This is a genomic window from Achromobacter sp. E1, from assembly GCF_037039475.1.
Taxonomy (GTDB): Bacteria; Pseudomonadota; Gammaproteobacteria; order Burkholderiales; family Burkholderiaceae_B; genus Achromobacter; species Achromobacter mucicolens.
In genome coordinates this window covers 2401162-2416902 of record NZ_CP146253.1, presented here as the reverse complement: position 1 = coordinate 2416902, position 15741 = coordinate 2401162, and the positions used below count along the sequence as shown (strand labels likewise).

Annotated in this window: 13 protein-coding genes; 9 read left to right on the top strand and 4 right to left on the bottom strand. The window is 64.6% G+C overall.

Annotation, left to right across the window (positions count from 1 at the left end; all coding sequences use genetic code 11):
* Nucleotides 1-149 precede the first annotated feature (149 nt).
* Entirely contained in the window at nucleotides 150-344 is a 195-nt protein-coding gene (locus tag V6V88_RS11040) for a putative motility protein (RefSeq protein ID WP_056316520.1), read from the top strand.
* Nucleotides 345-654: 310 nt separating this feature from the next.
* Nucleotides 655-1212: a transposase gene (locus V6V88_RS11035; protein WP_338619270.1), complete on the top strand. Its 558-nt coding sequence runs from the start codon at nucleotides 655-657 to the stop codon at nucleotides 1210-1212.
* Nucleotides 1213-1422: 210 nt separating this feature from the next.
* Here the strand turns inward: V6V88_RS11035 and V6V88_RS11030 are convergent, their stop codons facing one another.
* Nucleotides 1423-1857, bottom strand: coding sequence for a MarR family transcriptional regulator (locus V6V88_RS11030; RefSeq protein ID WP_280001700.1), 435 nt, complete (start codon nucleotides 1855-1857; stop codon nucleotides 1423-1425).
* On the opposite strand from V6V88_RS11030, the gene V6V88_RS11025 reads away from it, so the two are divergent.
* Nucleotides 1831-2163: a hypothetical protein gene (locus V6V88_RS11025; protein ID WP_338619269.1), complete on the top strand. Its 333-nt coding sequence runs from the start codon at nucleotides 1831-1833 to the stop codon at nucleotides 2161-2163. The genes V6V88_RS11030 and V6V88_RS11025 overlap by 27 nt on opposite strands.
* A 111-nt stretch (nucleotides 2164-2274) precedes the next feature.
* Here the strand turns inward: V6V88_RS11025 and lpdA are convergent, their stop codons facing one another.
* The 3 genes from lpdA to aceE are packed head-to-tail and all read right to left on the bottom strand — an operon-like array spanning nucleotide 2275 to nucleotide 8493.
* Nucleotides 2275-4080: a dihydrolipoyl dehydrogenase gene (gene lpdA / locus V6V88_RS11020; RefSeq protein ID WP_338619268.1), complete on the bottom strand. Its 1806-nt coding sequence runs from the start codon at nucleotides 4078-4080 to the stop codon at nucleotides 2275-2277.
* A gap of 12 nt (nucleotides 4081-4092) precedes the next feature.
* On the bottom strand, nucleotides 4093-5772 hold the full coding sequence (gene aceF / locus V6V88_RS11015) for a dihydrolipoyllysine-residue acetyltransferase (protein WP_338619267.1): 1680 nt from the start codon (nucleotides 5770-5772) through the stop codon (nucleotides 4093-4095).
* A 12-nt stretch (nucleotides 5773-5784) separates the two neighbouring features.
* Nucleotides 5785-8493 carry a pyruvate dehydrogenase (acetyl-transferring), homodimeric type gene (gene aceE, locus V6V88_RS11010; RefSeq protein ID WP_056316508.1) on the bottom strand — a complete coding sequence of 903 codons (2709 nt, stop codon included), beginning with the start codon at nucleotides 8491-8493 and terminating at the stop codon, nucleotides 5785-5787.
* Nucleotides 8494-8845: 352 nt separating this feature from the next.
* Here aceE and V6V88_RS11005 point away from each other — a divergent pair, with 352 nt between their 5' ends.
* From V6V88_RS11005 to V6V88_RS10980, 6 genes are all read left to right on the top strand, one after another.
* Complete coding sequence (locus V6V88_RS11005) at nucleotides 8846-10600, top strand: PAS domain S-box protein (protein WP_056316505.1); 1755 nt, start codon at nucleotides 8846-8848, stop codon at nucleotides 10598-10600.
* On the top strand, nucleotides 10597-11223 hold the full coding sequence (locus tag V6V88_RS11000; RefSeq protein WP_006219003.1) for a response regulator transcription factor: 627 nt from the start codon (nucleotides 10597-10599) through the stop codon (nucleotides 11221-11223). Before V6V88_RS11005 ends, V6V88_RS11000 begins: the two co-directional genes overlap by 4 nt.
* Nucleotides 11220-12071, top strand: coding sequence for a bifunctional methylenetetrahydrofolate dehydrogenase/methenyltetrahydrofolate cyclohydrolase FolD (gene folD, locus V6V88_RS10995; RefSeq protein WP_056316504.1), 852 nt, complete (start codon nucleotides 11220-11222; stop codon nucleotides 12069-12071). Before V6V88_RS11000 ends, folD begins: the two co-directional genes overlap by 4 nt.
* A 357-nt stretch (nucleotides 12072-12428) precedes the next feature.
* Nucleotides 12429-14495, top strand: coding sequence for a M3 family metallopeptidase (locus V6V88_RS10990; RefSeq protein WP_223575344.1), 2067 nt, complete (start codon nucleotides 12429-12431; stop codon nucleotides 14493-14495).
* Between the two features lie 233 nt (nucleotides 14496-14728).
* Nucleotides 14729-15343, top strand: coding sequence for an SCO family protein (locus V6V88_RS10985; protein WP_128828120.1), 615 nt, complete (start codon nucleotides 14729-14731; stop codon nucleotides 15341-15343).
* Between the two features lie 113 nt (nucleotides 15344-15456).
* Entirely contained in the window at nucleotides 15457-15708 is a 252-nt protein-coding gene (locus V6V88_RS10980) for a GlsB/YeaQ/YmgE family stress response membrane protein (protein WP_056316497.1), read from the top strand.
* Nucleotides 15709-15741 lie beyond the last annotated feature (33 nt).

Sequence of the window (15741 nt, the reverse complement as noted above, 5' to 3'; positions counted from 1 at the left end):
GCATGTCACATGCCCGCCACGTATTCGCGCAACAATGCAACACGGCTCGCGATCATTGCGAAATGTTTTGCATCATTCGAACGGCGTGCCCCATAATGCGACTTGCTTCGGCCGTTGACCCGGCCTCACATCACCAGGACACCTAGACCATGGATGCTTCCGTCAACAACACCGTCAATTCCGCTCTGGCCCTGCGCGACGCGAATCTCATGATGGAAGTGCAGGCATCGGTCACGAAAAAAGCGATCAACGCGCAAGCCGACTCGGTCGCCACGCTGCTGCAGTCGCTGCCGGTGCTGGCCATCGACGGCACGCTGGGTTCGCGCATCAACACCCACGCCTGAATCAGCACCACGCGGCAATACGCCGCGACGACTCGCACACCAGACAGCCGCCCACGGGCGGCTTTTCTATTGGGCGCGGCAGTGGATGGGTGTCAGACACCCGAGCGGCAGCATTCGCAGGGCCAAAATTGCTCATCATCTGATGAGGTGTCTGACACCCTGGAGAGATCCGCTTCGAATTTCACCGCCGTCTCAAGGGTGTCAGACACCGGCGCACCGTCATAAGCAGCGCCAAAATTATCTCTCGCACGCGCCCCACAGACCTGGCTATCGCTATCCTGCCTGCTATTCCATTCATTCACGTGTAGCCATGGCCAGAAGACCTCGAATTCTTATTGCGCATCAGCCTCACCATGTGGTCCAGCGCGGCCATCGGCAGCGCGCTGTGTTTGATGAGTCCGAAGACTATTGCGCTTACCTTGAGGATCTCCACGACTACCGCCAATCTCTGGGCGTTGCGCTGTACGCGTGGTGCCTGATGCCGAACCATGTGCATCTATTGCTCGCGCCGCAGGACGACCCGCGTACGGTGTCGATGCTAATGCAACGAATCGCGCAACGTGCGACGCGACGTTGGAATGCGCGCAGGGACGTCGCCGGCTCGCTATGGGAAGCCCGATTCAAATCGCGGGTGATCGATACTGAGCAGTATCTGCTTGCATGCTGCATGTATATCGAACTGAATCCGGTACGAGCCGGCCTGACCGCATCCGCCTCGGAATACCGATGGTCGAGTTATCAGGCCCGGATGGGAATCGTCAGCGACAAACAACTGGATTTGCATGACCTGTATGCAGCGATGGGACCGGACCCACAAGCAAGGCGCAAAGAATATGAAAAATGGTGCTTGAGCCAGACCGGTGTCTGACACCCATGGGACGTCGGCTCAAATTGCGACGGCGCTTCCAGGGTGTCAGACACCTGCGATATATGTGGAGCACGAACCTCCGTTGCATGAAGACCGGTGTCTGACACCCACGGGACGTCGGCTCAAATTGCGTCCGGCGCTTTGGGTGTCAGACACTTGCGCCATTGGTGCGGCAGTCGCCGCTGGCAACGCAACACCGTGTTCGCCGCCTCAATCCCCCGGCTTGCGCCCCAACCCCACAAGCAGCTTCGCCAGCAACCCATCCAGCTGCGCCTGCTCCTTCTGGGTCAACGACGCCAGTGCCTGCTGCTCATTCTCCACGTGCAGCGGCAGCAGCTTGTCGATGAGCGCCAGGCCCGCCGGGGTAAGCCGCACAAGCGTGCTGCGCCGGTCGTTGGGCGATGGCACGTGTTCGATGAGGCCCTTGCGTTCCAGGCGGTCCAGGCGGCTGGTCATGGCGCCTGACGACAGCATCAAGCCTTCATGCAGGTCGGTGGGCGTCATGGCGTAAGGGCTACCCGACCGCCGCAGCGTGGCGATGACGTCGAATTCGCCTTGATGCAGTTCGAATTGCGCGGCCAGGGGCAGGAACCAGTTGCGCTCCAGCAGGTGCGTGGCTTGCAGCAGACGCCCCACCAGCGCCATCACCTCAAGCTGGCGCTGCTGGCGTGCCTGCTCCTGGGCATCGGCATCGGCGCGCTCTTTCCGTTGTCGCTGATCGTGGCGATGGACCACCTGGACGATCCCGCGCAAGCGGGAATGCTGGCGGCTTTCGTGCAAGGCGGCGGCTACTTGATTGCGAGCTTCATGCCGCTGCTGGCGGGCGTCCTGCGCGATCGGTTTGCGAGTTTGACCCAGGCATGGATCGTGATGCTGGCCGGCGCGGTCGTGTTGCTGGCGCTGGCAATGCGGTTTTCGCCCGCCTCGTATCGGCGGATCAACGCCGGGTAAACAACGCACACATCCCCAACGCACGCATCCACAACGAACACACGAAAAAAAGCGCCGCCCCCTCAAAAAGGGGCGGCGCTTTTTGTTGCGACCGCGGCAAGCCGCGGCGCGTTACTTCTTTTTCATCGGCGGCAGATCCGTGCAGACGCCTTCGGCGACTTCCGCGGCCATGCCCACCGATTCGCCCAGGGTCGGGTGCGGGTGGATGGTCTTGGCGATGTCGACGACGTCGGCGCCCATTTCCACGGCCAGGGCCAGTTCGCTGATCAGGTCACCTGCGTGGGTGCCCACGATGCTGCCGCCCAGGATGCGATGCGTCTCGGCGTCGAAGATGAGCTTGGTGAAGCCCTCGTCGCGGCCGTTGGCGATGGCGCGGCCGGAGGCGGCCCACGGGAACACGCCCTTCTCGATCTTGATGCCCTGCTTCTTGGCTTCGTCTTCGGTCAGGCCAACCCACGCCACTTCCGGATCGGTGTAGGCCACCGACGGGATGACGCGCGCGTCGAAGAAGGACTTCTGGCCGGCGGCGGCTTCGGCGGCGACGTGGCCTTCATGCACGGCCTTGTGGGCGAGCATGGGTTGGCCGACGATGTCGCCGATGGCGAAGATGTGCGGCACGTTGGTGCGCATCTGGCGATCGACCTCGATGAAACCGCGGTCGGTCACGGCGATGCCCGCCTTGTCGGCGCCGATCTTCTTGCCGTTGGGGCTGCGGCCCACGGCCTGGAGCACCAGGTCGTAGCGCTGCGGCTCCTTGGGCGCGCCCTCGCCTTCGAAGGAGACGTAGATGCCGTCCTTCTTGGCCTCGGCGCCCACCGTCTTGGTCTTCAACATGATGTTGTCGAAGCGGTAGGCGTTCTTCTTCTGCCACACCTTGACCAGGTCGCGGTCGGCGCCCTGCATCAGGCCGTCCAGCATTTCCACGACATCCAGGCGCGCGCCCAGCGTGGAGTACACCGTGCCCATTTCGAGGCCGATGATGCCGCCGCCGATGATGAGCATCTTCTTGGGCACTTCACGCAGCAGCAAGGCGCCGGTGGAATCGACGATGCGCTCGTCCTGGGGCAGGAACGGCAGCTTCACCGACTGGCTGCCGGCGGCGATGATGGCCTGCTTGAAGCGCAAGGTCTGCGACTTGCCGTCGGCGCCCTTGACCGTCAGGTGGTTGGCGTCGGCGAACTCGCCCACGCCCGTCACCACGGTGACCTTGCGGGCCTTGGCCATGCCGGCCAGGCCGCCGGTCAGCTTGGCAACCACGCTGTCCTTGTAGCCGCGCAGCTTGTCCAGGTCGATCTTGGGCTCGCCGAAGCTGATGCCGTGGGCAGCCAGCTCGCGCGCTTCGTCGATGATGGCGGCGTTGTGCAGCAGCGCCTTGGACGGAATGCAGCCCACGTTCAGGCAGACGCCGCCCAGCGTGCTGTAGCGTTCGACCAGGACCACGGACAGACCCAGGTCGGCAGCGCGGAAGGCGGCGGAATAGCCGCCAGGGCCCGCGCCCAGCACCAGCATGTCATATTCGCCGTCAGCCGAGCCGCTGTAGGTGGCGGCGGCGGGCGCTGCAGCCTTGGCGGCAGGCGCGTCGGCCTTGGGGGCTTCCGGCTTGGAAGCGTCCTTGGCGGCCGGCTTGGATTCAGCCTTGGGAGCCTCTTCTTTGGCGGCGCCAGCGTCAGCACCCGAGGCCGCTTCCACTTCCAGCACGACCGCGCCTTCGGCGACCTTGTCGCCGACCTTGACGGCGATGGACTTGACCACGCCGCCTTGCGACGCCGGGATTTCCATCGAGGCCTTGTCGGACTCAACCGTGATCAGGCTCTGTTCCGCCTTGATCGTGTCGCCCACGGCCACCAGCACCTCGATGACTTCCACTTCCTTGAAGTCGCCGATGTCCGGCACTTTGATTTGAACGGTATTGCTCATAGGGCTCCCCGTTTACAGCGCGATGCGGCGGAAGTCGGCCAGCAACGCACCCAGATAGGCGTTGAAGCGCGCGGCCGACGCGCCGTCGATGACGCGGTGGTCGTAGGACAGCGACAGCGGCACCATCAGACGCGGCACGAACTGCTTGCCGTCCCAGACGGGCTTGTGCGAGGAACGCGATACGCCCAGGATCGCCACTTCCGGCGCGTTGATGATGGGCGTGAACGAGGTGCCGCCGATGCCGCCCAGCGACGAGATCGAGAAGCAACCGCCCTGCATTTCGGCGGGCGAGATCTTGCCGTCACGCGCCTTCTTGGACAGGTCGGTCATTTCCTGGGCGATCTGCAGGATGCCCTTCTTGTCGGCATCGCGGATCACCGGCACCACCAGCCCGTTGGGCGTGTCGGCCGCAAAACCGATGTGGTAGTACTGCTTGAGCACCAGGTTGTCGCCGTCCAGCGAGGCGTTGAACTCGGGGAACTTCTTCAGGGCCGCGACCACGGCCTTGATCAGGAAGGCCAGCATCGTGACCTTGATGCCCGACTTCTCGTTTTCCTTGTTCAGCGTGACGCGCAGCGCTTCCAGGTCGGTGATGTCCGCTTCGTCGTTGTTGGTGACGTGCGGGATCATGACCCAGTTGCGGTGCAGGTTTGCGCCCGAGATCTTCTTGATGCGCGACAGCGGCTTGGCTTCGATCGGGCCGAACTTGGTGAAGTCGACCTTCGGCCACGGCAAGAGGCCCAGCGCGGCGCCATCGGCGGAACCGCCGGCAGCGGCGGCCGCCGGGGCAGCCGACAGGGCCTGCTTGACGAAGCCGCGCACGTCGTCGGCGGTGATGCGTTCCTTGGGGCCGGTGCCCTTGACCTTGGAGAGGTTCACGCCCAGTTCGCGCGCAAACTTGCGCACGGACGGCGAGGCATGGGGCAACTGGCCGGGCTTGAGGTTGGCGTCTTCCAGCGCGGCGGCGGGCGCCGGGCGCGCGGCCGGCGCCGACGAGGCGGCGGCCTCGGGCTTGGCCTCGGCCTTCGCTTCCGACTTGGCGGCCGGGGCCGCGGCTTCGGACCTGGCGGCCGGCGCGGCAGCTTGCGCACCGCCTTCCACCACCACCACGACCGAGCCCTTGGCGACCTTGTCGCCCACCTTGACCTTCACTTCCTTGACCACGCCGCCTTGCGAGGCCGGGATCTCCATCGAGGCCTTGTCGGACTCGACGGTGATCAGGCTTTGCTCGGCCTTGATGGTGTCGCCGACCGCGACCATGACTTCGATGACTTCAACTTCCTTGAAGTCGCCGATGTCCGGCACTTCGATCTCGACCGGGCCGCTGGCGGCAGCCGGGGCCGAGGCCTCGGCCTTGGGCGCGGCGGCGGCCGCCTGCTTGGGTTCTTCCTTGGCAGCCGGCTTGGACTCGGCCTTGGGGGCCTCTTCCTTGGCGGCGCCAGCGTCCGACTCGGCGGCTTCCACTTCCAGCACGACCGCGCCTTCGGCGACCTTGTCGCCGACCTTCACGGAAATGGACTTCACCACGCCGCCCTGCGACGCGGGGATCTCCATCGAGGCCTTGTCGGATTCGACCGTGATCAGGCTTTGTTCCGCCTTGATCGTGTCGCCCACGGCAACCAGCACTTCAATGACTTCCACTTCCTTGAAGTCGCCGATGTCGGGAACCTTGATTTGCACGATGTTGCTCATGTCTCTTTACCCTCAGGCGTATTGCGGGTTGGCTTTGTTCGGATTGATGCCGTACTTCTTGATGGCTTCGGCCACCTTGGCGACCGGCACCTTGCCTTCGTCGGCCAGCGCGCGCAGGGCGGCCACGACGACAAAGTGGCGATCCACCTCGAAGTGCTCGCGCAGCTTGGCGCGGAAATCCGAGCGGCCGAAACCATCGGTGCCCAGCACCTTGTATTCGCGGCCCTTGGGCACGAACGGACGGATCTGGTCCGCAAAGAGCTTCATGTAGTCGGTCGACGCGATGATCGGGCCTTCCGTCTTGGCCAGCTGTTCCGTGACGTAAGCGACCTGCGGCTTCTTCTCGTCGGGGTGCAGCATGTTGTGGCGTTCGGCGTCCAGACCGTTGCGGCGCAGCTCGGTGAAGCTGGTGACGCTCCAGAGGTCCGAGGCGACGTCCCAATCGGCGGCCAGGAGTTCCTGCGCGGCCATGACTTCGCGCAGGATGGTGCCCGAACCCATGAGCTGCACGCGGTTCTTGCCCTTGCCGTGCGACTTGAGCTTGTACATGCCCTTGATGATGCCTTCCTCGTCGCCCTTGGTCAGACCGGGCTGCGGGTAGTTTTCGTTCATCACCGTCAGGTAGTAGTAGACGTTTTCCTGGTCTTCCACCATGCGCTTCAAGCCATGCTGGATGATCACGGCCAGCTCGTGGCCGAACGTCGGGTCGTACGAGACGCAGTTCGGGATGGTCGAGGCCAGGATGTGGCTGTGGCCGTCTTCGTGCTGCAGGCCTTCGCCGTTCAGCGTCGTGCGGCCGGCGGTACCGCCCAGGAGGAAGCCGCGCGCCTGCATGTCGCCGGCGGCCCAGGCCAGGTCGCCGATGCGCTGGAACCCGAACATCGAGTAGTAGATGAAGAACGGGATCATGATGCGGTTGTTCGAGGAGTACGACGTGGCCGCCGCAATCCACGAGCTCATCGCGCCCGCTTCGTTGATGCCTTCCTGCAGGAGCTGGCCGTCGGCCGATTCCTTGTAGTACATGACCTGGTCCTTGTCGACCGGGGTGTACTTCTGGCCTTCCGGCGCGTAAATACCGATTTGGCGGAACAGGCCTTCCATGCCGAAGGTGCGCGATTCGTCGGCCAGGATCGGCACGACGCGCGGGCCCAGTTCCTTGTCGCGCAGCACCTGATTCAGGATGCGCACGAAGGCCTGGGTGGTCGAGATTTCACGGCCTTCGGCGGTGGGCTCCAGCACGGCCTTGAACGCGTCCAGCGCGGGGGCCTTGAGCTGTTCGTCGGCCTTGGCGCGGCGGCGCGGCAGGTAGCCGCCCAGCGCGGCACGGCGCTCGTGCAGGTACTTCATTTCGGGCGAGTCTTCGGCCGGCTTGAAGTACGGCAGGTCCGCCAGCTTGTCGTCCGGGATGGGGATGCCGAAGCGGTCGCGGAATTCGCGGATGGAGTCGAGTTCCAGCTTCTTTTGCTGGTGGGTCGGGTTCTTGGCCTGGCCGACGTGGCCCATGCCGTAGCCCTTGATGGTCTTGGCCAGGATGACGGTGGGCTGGCCGGTGTGGTCGCTGGCCGACTTGAAGGCCGCGTACACCTTGTGGGGATCGTGGCCGCCACGGTTCAGGCGCCAGATGTCCTCGTCGCTCATGCGCGACACGGCTTCCAGCAGCTTGGGGTGCTTGCCAAAGAAGTGTTCGCGCACGAACTTGCCGTCGTTGGCCTTGTACGCCTGGTACTCGCCGTCAACGGTTTCTTCCATGATCTGGCGCAGGATGCCTTCCTTGTCGTGCGCAAGCAGCGGATCCCAGTAGCCGCCCCAGATCAGCTTGATGACGTTCCAGCCCGAACCGCGGAAGTCGCCTTCCAGTTCCTGGATGATCTTGCCGTTGCCGCGCACCGGGCCGTCCAGGCGCTGCAGGTTGCAGTTGATGACGAAGATCAGGTTGTCGAGCTTTTCGCGGGCCGCCAGGGCGATGGCGCCCAGCGACTCGGGTTCGTCCATTTCGCCGTCGCCGCAGAACACCCAGACCTTGCGGTTGCTGGTGTCGGCAATGCCGCGGGCGTGCAGGTACTTCAGGAAACGGGCCTGGTAGATGGCCATCAGCGGGCCCAGGCCCATCGACACCGTCGGGAACTGCCAGAAGTCCGGCATCAGCTTCGGATGCGGGTACGAGGACAGGCCCTTGCCGTCCACTTCCTGGCGGAAATGGTTCAGCTGGTCTTCGGTCAGGCGGCCTTCGAGGTAGGCGCGGCCATACATGCCGGGCGAGGTGTGGCCCTGGAAGTAGACCAGGTCGCCGCCGTGGCCTTCGTCTTCAGCATGCCAGAAGTGGTTCTGGCCGCAGCCGATCATGGTGGCCAGCGAGGCGAACGACGCGATGTGGCCGCCCAGGTCGCCGCCATCGGGCGGGTTGTGCTTGTTGGCCTTGACCACCATGGCCATGGCGTTCCAGCGCACGTACGAACGGATGCGCGATTCCAGCTCCAGGTTGCCCGGGTGCGCCGGCTCCAGGCCGGGGGGAATCGTGTTGACGTAAGCGGTATTGGGGGAGAACGGAATGTGAGCGCCGGAGCGACGGGCTTCGTCGATCAGGCGTTCCAGCAGGTAATGGGCGCGCTGCGGTCCTTCGCGATCAAGGACGGCTGCCAGGGCTTCGAGCCACTCCTGGGTTTCAAGGGTGTCTTCGTCGTTGGCGGCCTGCACGGCGCCAGCCTGGGCGTTAGAGGACATCATGTGTCTCCTGTTGGGGTTCGTTCGTGACCACAAACCGCTTATTGATCTGCTCGCGGACATTGCATGGTAGCCGGGATCATCCGGGCTACCATGTGATGAATGGGGTCGGGGCGTTCTAAGGACCTGCCAGGGGCGGTTTCCCTGTCAGGCGGCATTCTAAGAAAGAAGATTAACCGGTCGCAAGGAAAATTTCATGTTGCGGTACGGCATTTCATAATGCGGAAACTTGAACAGAAGCTGAATTGCTGAACACCCTCGTTTTTATGGGCTAGGACGAATGGTGGACTTGATTCCCGGCAATTCCGTTCCAACACGCACTAAAATGCGCGGTCTACCGGCCCCGAATTCCATGTCCAGCGCGCCCAAGTCCAACATACCTACGCCTTTCCACGATCACGCCCGCACCCGGCGGCGCGGGGTGTATTGGGTCACGCCCGCCATGGTGCTGATCCTCTATATCTGTGTGATGGGGGTGTTCTTCTGGTTGCAGCGCATCCATGACGATAGCGTCATGTTTGTCACCATAGACCAGGAATTACGCCAGCAACGCCTGATCTGGGTCGTGCTGGCCCTGTCCTGCGTCATCGTCATCAGCCTGCTCATGTTGTGGCGCTATACGCGCTTCCGGTCCACCGCTGAAGCCGCGCTCATTGCCGAGACCGGGTTCCGGCGCGCCATGGAAAACTCCATGTCCACGGGCATGCGCGTGCTCGACATGGAGGGCCGCATCGCCTATGTGAACCCGGCCTTCTGCCGGATGATCGGCTGGAACGAGGCCGACCTGATCGGCCGCAGCCCGCCCTTCCCCTATTGGGTGCCGGGCCGCCACGAACAGCACCAGCACACGCTGGACGTGCTGATGTCGGGCAAGACGCCCAGCAGCGGCCTGGAAGTCGAGGCCCAGCGGCGCGACGGATCGCGCTTCACGGCGCGCATGTACGTGTCGCCGCTCCTGGACCCCAACGGCAACCAGATCGGCTGGATGACGTCCATGACGGACATCACCGAGCCCAAGCGCATCCGCGAGGCCCTGACCGCCGCCCACGAACGGTTCATGACCGTGCTGGAAGGCCTGGACGACGCCATTTCGGTCACTGCCGACACGCATGACGGGCTGGAGCTGCTGTTTGCCAACCGCACCTATCGCCGCGTGTTCGGTGCGCAGACGGGCGGTCACGACGAGCTGCTGGCCGGCCGCCGCGGCCGCTTCACCGACGAATCGGTCGAAGTGTTCGCGCCGTCCGTGCAGCGCTGGTTCGAAGTGCACCACCGCATGCTGGCCTGGACCGACGGGCGCCGCGTGCGCATGCAGGTGGCGCGCGACATCACCGAGCGCCGCGGCCACGAGGAAGCGTCGCGCGTGCAGCAGGAAAAGATCCAGCTCACCAGCCGCCTGACCACCATGGGCGAAATGGCTTCGTCGCTGGCGCACGAACTGAACCAGCCGCTGACGGCCATTGCCAACTACAGCATGGGCGCGGTGGCCCTGGTCAAGGCCGGCCACACCAGTCCCAACATGCTGCTGCCCGCGCTGGAAAAAGCCGCCTCGCAGGCCGAGCGCGCCGGCAAGATCATCAGCCGCATCCGCGAATTCGTGAAGCGCAGCGAGCCGCGCCGCCAGCGCGTGGCGATCGGCCGCATTGTCGACAACGCCATCGGTTTTGCCGAGATCGACGCCCGCAAGCGCCGCATCCGCATCGACAGCTTCGTGCCGTCCAACGCGCCCGACGTCCTGGCCGACCCCATCCTTATTGAACAGGTACTGCTGAACCTGCTCAAGAACGGGCTGGAAGCCATGGAAAAGAGCGAGTCCGACGAGCTTAAGGTTGCCGTAATTCTTCACGATCAGCATATCGAGGTGGCCGTCGTCGACCGCGGCCACGGCTTGGCCGAACCCGAGCGCCTGTTCGAACCGTTCTTCAGCACCAAGTCCCAGGGCCTGGGCATGGGGCTGAATATCTGCCGTACCATTATCGAATCGCATCACGGCCGCCTGTGGGCTGACCCCAACCCGGCCGGCGGTACTATCTTCCGCTTCACCCTGCCCTGCGCTGCGACCCAGACGCAGGCCCAGAACGATCAGTCCGAGGAGTTGCACGCATGAACACGCCCCACCTGTCGAGCACGGTATTCATTGTCGACGACGACGAAGCGGTCCGCGATTCGCTGCGTTGGCTGCTTGAAGCCAATGGATACCGCGTTCGCGCCTACGCCAGCGGCGAATCGTTCCTGGAAGACTACGACGCCAGCCAGATCGGCGTGCTGATCGCCGACGTGCGGATGCCCGGCATGAGCGGCCTGGAACTTCAGGAACAGCTGATCGCGCGCAATGCCCCGCTGCCCATCGTGTTCATCACCGGCCACGGCGACGTGCCCATGGCGGTGTCCACCATGAAGAAAGGCGCCGTCGACTTCCTGGAAAAACCGTTCAACGAATCCGACCTGCGCGAGATCGTGGCGCGCATGCTGGAGCAGGCCACGCAGCGCGTGAGCAAGCACCAGGCTCAGAAGGACCACGAAGCCATGCTGGCGCGCCTGACCGCGCGCGAGCAACAGGTGCTGGAGCGCATCGTTGCGGGCCGCTTGAACAAGCAGATCGCCGACGACCTGGGCATCAGCATCAAGACCGTCGAGGCGCACCGCGCCAACATCATGGAAAAACTTGAAGTGACCACCGTTGCAGATTTGATGAAAGTGGCTCTGGCCAAACCCGAGGCACACGCATGACCGCAAGGATTATTGACGGCGCCGCGCTGTCGCAGCGCATTCGCGAAGAAGTCGCCGAGCGTGTCTCGGCCCTGGCCGCCAAGGGCACCCGCCCCGGCCTGGCCGTTGTGCTTGTCGGCGCGGACCCCGCGTCCCAGGTGTATGTGCGCAACAAGGTCGCGGCCTGCGAAAAGGCCGGACTGCATTCCGTGAAAGAGCAATACCCGGCCGAGATGACCGAAGCCGAACTGCTGGCCCGCATCCAGGTCCTGAACCAGGATCCCAGCATCCACGGCATCCTGGTGCAGCTGCCCCTGCCCAAGCACATGGACGCCCACAAGGTCATCGAGGCCATCGCGGCCGAAAAGGACGTGGACGGCTTTCATATCAGCAACGCGGGCCTGCTCATGACCGGCCAGCCGCTGTTCCGTCCCTGCACGCCGTATGGCGTGATGAAGATGCTGGAATCGGAAGGCGTGAACCTGCGCGGTGCCGAGGCCGTCATCGTGGGCGCCAGCAACATCGTGGGCAAGCCGATGGCCATGCTGCTGCTGCAGGCCGGCGCCACCATCACGATCTGCAACTCCAAGACGCGCGACCTGGCGGCCCAGACCCGCCGCGCCGACGTGCTGGTCGTGGCCACCGGCAAGCCGGGCATGATCGACGGCTCGATGATCAAGCCGGGCGCCGTCGTCATCGACGTGGGCATCAACCGCGGCGCCGACGGCAAGCTGTGCGGCGACGTGGATTTCGCGTCCGCCAAGGAAGTGGCCGGCGCCATCACGCCGGTCCCCGGCGGCGTCGGCCCCATGACCATCGCCATGCTGTTGGTCAACACGGTCGAAGCAGCGGAACGCGCTGCAGGCTGACTGCGTAGACCTCGGTGTCTGACACCCGTGTGAGAGGCGCTTCAGCTTGAGCGGGCGCCTCAAGGGTGTCAGACACCTGCCGCAAATGGGTGCCTGGCGCCCCGCATGAAACCCGGTGTCTGACACCCGTGTGTAGACCTCGGTGTCTGACACCCGTGTGAGACGCGCTTCAGCTTGAACGGGCGCCTCAAGGGTGTCAGACACCTGCCGCACACCTGCCGCACACCTGCCGCAACTTGGGGGCAGACACCCTCCCCGTCCGCCGGCGGGCCTTGCGTTCGGAACGATCGCCCTCACCTGATCCTTATCGCCGGCGCGCCGCGCGCGTCGTCCGCCACTCAATAAGCCGGTAACACCATGACTCAGAACCCCCTGCTCGCTCCCGTGTCCGAACTGGTCGATTACGCGGCCGTCAAACCCGCGCACATCGTGCCTGCCGTCGAGGAGCTGCTGGGCATCGCCCGCAAGGCCGTCGACCAGGCTGCCGATCCCGCGCTCGCGCCCACCTGGGGGGCTGTGGTCGAGCCCTTGGACACCGCGTCCGAGCGCCTGTGGCGCGCCTGGTCGGTGGCCGGCCACCTGAATGCAGTCGTCAACACGCCGGAGCTGCGCGAGGCCTATAACGCCGCGCTGCCGCTGGTCACCGAGTTTTCGACCTGGGTCGGCCTGCACGAAGGCCTGTACAAGCAATATCAGCGGCTGGCTGCCGCGCCCGACTTCGCATCCTGGACGCCGGTGCGCCGCCGCATCGTGGAAATGGCCCTGCGCGATTTCCGCCTGAGCGGCGTCGAACTGCAAGGCGCGGACCGTGAACGCTATGCCCAGATTTCCGATCGCGAAGCGCAGGCCTCGCAGAAATTCTCGGAAAACGTGCTCGATTCCATCGACGCCTGGTCGCTGATCGTGGAAGACGAAAGCCGCCTGGCCGGCATTCCGGCCGATGTGATCGCCGCCGCGCGCGCAGCCGCCCAGGAAGACGGCAAGGCCGGCTGGAAGCTCACGCTGAAGATGCCCTGCTACCTGCCCGTCATGCAGTACGCCAAGGACCGCTCGCTGCGCGAGGCGCTGTACCGCGGCTACGGCACGGTGGCGTCCGAGCAGGGCGACGCCAAGTTCGACAACTCGCCGCTGATCGAAGAACTGCTCGCGCTGCGCGCCGAGGAATCGGGCCTGCTGGGCCTGGGCACGTTTGCCGCGCTGCGCTTGCAGACGCGCATGGCCCGCGACGCCAAGGAAGTGACCGGGTTCCTGCGCGACCTGGCCGCGCGCGCCAAGCCTTTCGCGCAGCGTGACCTGGCCGAACTCACGGCCTATGCCACCGGCGAACTGGGCCTGGACAGCCTGCAGCCGTGGGACGTGGCTTACGCCTCGGAACGCCTGCGCGAATCGCGCTATGCGTACTCGGAAGACGAGGTCAAACAGTACTTCACCGAACCGCGCGTGCTGGCCGGCCTGTTCGACGTGATCCAGACCCTGTTCGGCGTGCGCCTGACCGAAACGCCCGTGTCGTCGTGGCACGGCGACGTGCGCGGCGTACGCGTCGAAAGCCCGGAAGGCGCGCTGATCGGCCATCTGTATCTGGACCTGTACGCCCGCGCCGGCAAGCAGAATGGCGCCTGGGTCGACAGCGAGCGTACTCGCCGCGTCGTGGCCGGCACGGTGCAGACGCCCATTGCCTACCTGACGTGCAATTTCTCGCGCCCCAACGGCGATCGCCCCGCCGTGCTGACGCACGACGACGTCATCACCCTCTTTCATGAAACCGGCCACGCGCTGCACGCGCTGTTGTCCGAAGTCGACGAGCCCGGCGCCGCGGCATTCGCCAGCGTCGAATGGGACGCCATCGAGCTGCCTTCGCAGTTCATGGAGAACTTCTGCTGGGAATGGGCCGTGGTGCAGAAGCTGTCGGCGCACGTGGACACCGGCGAGCCCCTGCCGCGCGCACTCTACGACCGCCTGGTCGCCGCCCGCAACTACCAGAGCGGCATGCAGACGGTGCGCCAGATCGAATTTGCGCTCTTCGACATGCTGATGCACGACCGCAGCAAGGGCGCGTCGATTTCCGAAGTGCTGGCGTTGCTGCAGGAAGTGCGCCAGGAAGTGGCGGTGCTGTTCCCGCCGCAATGGCATCGCCTGCCGCATGCCTTCTCGCACCTGTTCGCGGGCGGTTACGGCGCGGGCTATTACAGCTACAAGTGGGCCGAAGTGCTGTCGGCCGACGCGTACGAGGCCTTCGAGGAAGCGGCTGCCAAACAGGCGGGCAATGCGCTGGGCACGCTGGATCCGGAAACCGGCGCGCGCTTTCGCCGCGAAGTGCTGGCCGTGGGCGGCTCACGCCCGGCGGCCGATTCGTTTGCCGCATTCCGAGGCCGCGCGCCGCGTATCGACGCGCTGCTGCGCCATAGCGGTATGACGGTCAGTTGATGACGGTGTCTGACACCCCTGAGGCACCGCCGCACCTTGCGGCGGCCTTCATCGGGTGTCTGACACCTTGAGCGCCTGCAGCACATTTCGCCCCTCCGAGAGATGGCCGCCATTGAACGGGCCATTTTTTTGATTTCAGCCTGCGCCGGCACAAGGCATTGCGGCCGCGCAAACTCTCCTCGGATCCAGCAGGTAGAATCCGAAAGGTTTACCCCCTTCCGGCTACTGGACCCATGCGACACTCGATTACCGGCCGCTTCTTTCGCGGACTGCTGATGGCTTTGTGTGTGTTTCTTGCCGCCTGCGGCGACAGGAACGTGGACTGGACGCTTTACAACGTCAAGGGGCACCTGCCGGACCTGAAGTTCTCGCTACCGGGCGCGGGCGGCAAGACGGTCAGCAGCGACGACCTGAAGGGCAAGACGGTGCTGCTCTTTTTCGGGTACGCCAGCTGCCCGGACATCTGCCCCACCACCATGGCGCAGTTGACCGCGGTGTTGCAGAACCTGGGCGACAAGGCCAAGGACGTGCGGATTCTCTTTGTCAGCGTGGACCCGCACCGCGATACGCCAGACATCCTGCAGGCCTACGTCAATGCCTTCAACAACAACGCCATCGGCGTGACGGGCGACGAAAAGCAGATCGCGGACCTGGCCCGCCGCTACCGCGTGGCCTACCAGATCGAAAAGCCCCGTCCTGGCGACGACGCCGACATGTACGAAGTGACGCACAGCCGCGGTGTGTACATTTTCGACAAGGACGGAAAGGCGCGCCTGCTAGCATCTGACACCGACAGCATCGAGGCGCTGACCAAGGACGTGCGCCAGCTCATCGACTTGACCTCCTGACCCGACGGGCGGGGTCCGCACACCAGTTGTTACAACGGTGGCGCGCGGGGCGCGGGTATCCGTGGGTATCATCAGTCCACATTGCCCCCTTTTCCCTAGTAAGGAGTACGCGCATGAGCATCATCATCATGATCATCGTCGGGTTCATCGTGGGCCTGATCGCCCGCGCCATCATGCCCGGGGACCAGAACATGGGGATCATCATGACCACCATTCTGGGCATCATCGGCGCCGTCGTGGCCGGCTTCCTGGGCCAATCGCTGGGCTGGTACGCCCCCGGCGAACCCGCGGGATGGATCGGATCCGTCGTCGGCGCGATCATCGTGCTGTTCGTGGTGGGCCTGATCGCCAGAAAGCGCACCTGACTTCCTCGCGTCCGACAGGCAAAAAAACGGGCG

Coding starts and splice junctions, on each gene's coding strand:
- V6V88_RS11040 (WP_056316520.1), top strand. CDS start 150: ATGGATGCTTCCGTCAACAACACCGTCAATTCCGCTCTGGCCCTGCGC.
- V6V88_RS11035 (WP_338619270.1), top strand. CDS start 655: ATGGCCAGAAGACCTCGAATTCTTATTGCGCATCAGCCTCACCATGTG.
- V6V88_RS11030 (WP_280001700.1), bottom strand. CDS start 1,857: ATGGCGCTGGTGGGGCGTCTGCTGCAAGCCACGCACCTGCTGGAGCGC.
- lpdA (WP_338619268.1), bottom strand. CDS start 4,080: ATGAGCAATACCGTTCAAATCAAAGTGCCGGACATCGGCGACTTCAAG.
- aceF (WP_338619267.1), bottom strand. CDS start 5,772: ATGAGCAACATCGTGCAAATCAAGGTTCCCGACATCGGCGACTTCAAG.
- aceE (WP_056316508.1), bottom strand. CDS start 8,493: ATGTCCTCTAACGCCCAGGCTGGCGCCGTGCAGGCCGCCAACGACGAA.
- V6V88_RS11005 (WP_056316505.1), top strand. CDS start 8,846: ATGTCCAGCGCGCCCAAGTCCAACATACCTACGCCTTTCCACGATCAC.
- V6V88_RS11000 (WP_006219003.1), top strand. CDS start 10,597: ATGAACACGCCCCACCTGTCGAGCACGGTATTCATTGTCGACGACGAC.
- folD (WP_056316504.1), top strand. CDS start 11,220: ATGACCGCAAGGATTATTGACGGCGCCGCGCTGTCGCAGCGCATTCGC.
- V6V88_RS10990 (WP_223575344.1), top strand. CDS start 12,429: ATGACTCAGAACCCCCTGCTCGCTCCCGTGTCCGAACTGGTCGATTAC.
- V6V88_RS10985 (WP_128828120.1), top strand. CDS start 14,729: ATGCGACACTCGATTACCGGCCGCTTCTTTCGCGGACTGCTGATGGCT.
- V6V88_RS10980 (WP_056316497.1), top strand. CDS start 15,457: ATGAGCATCATCATCATGATCATCGTCGGGTTCATCGTGGGCCTGATC.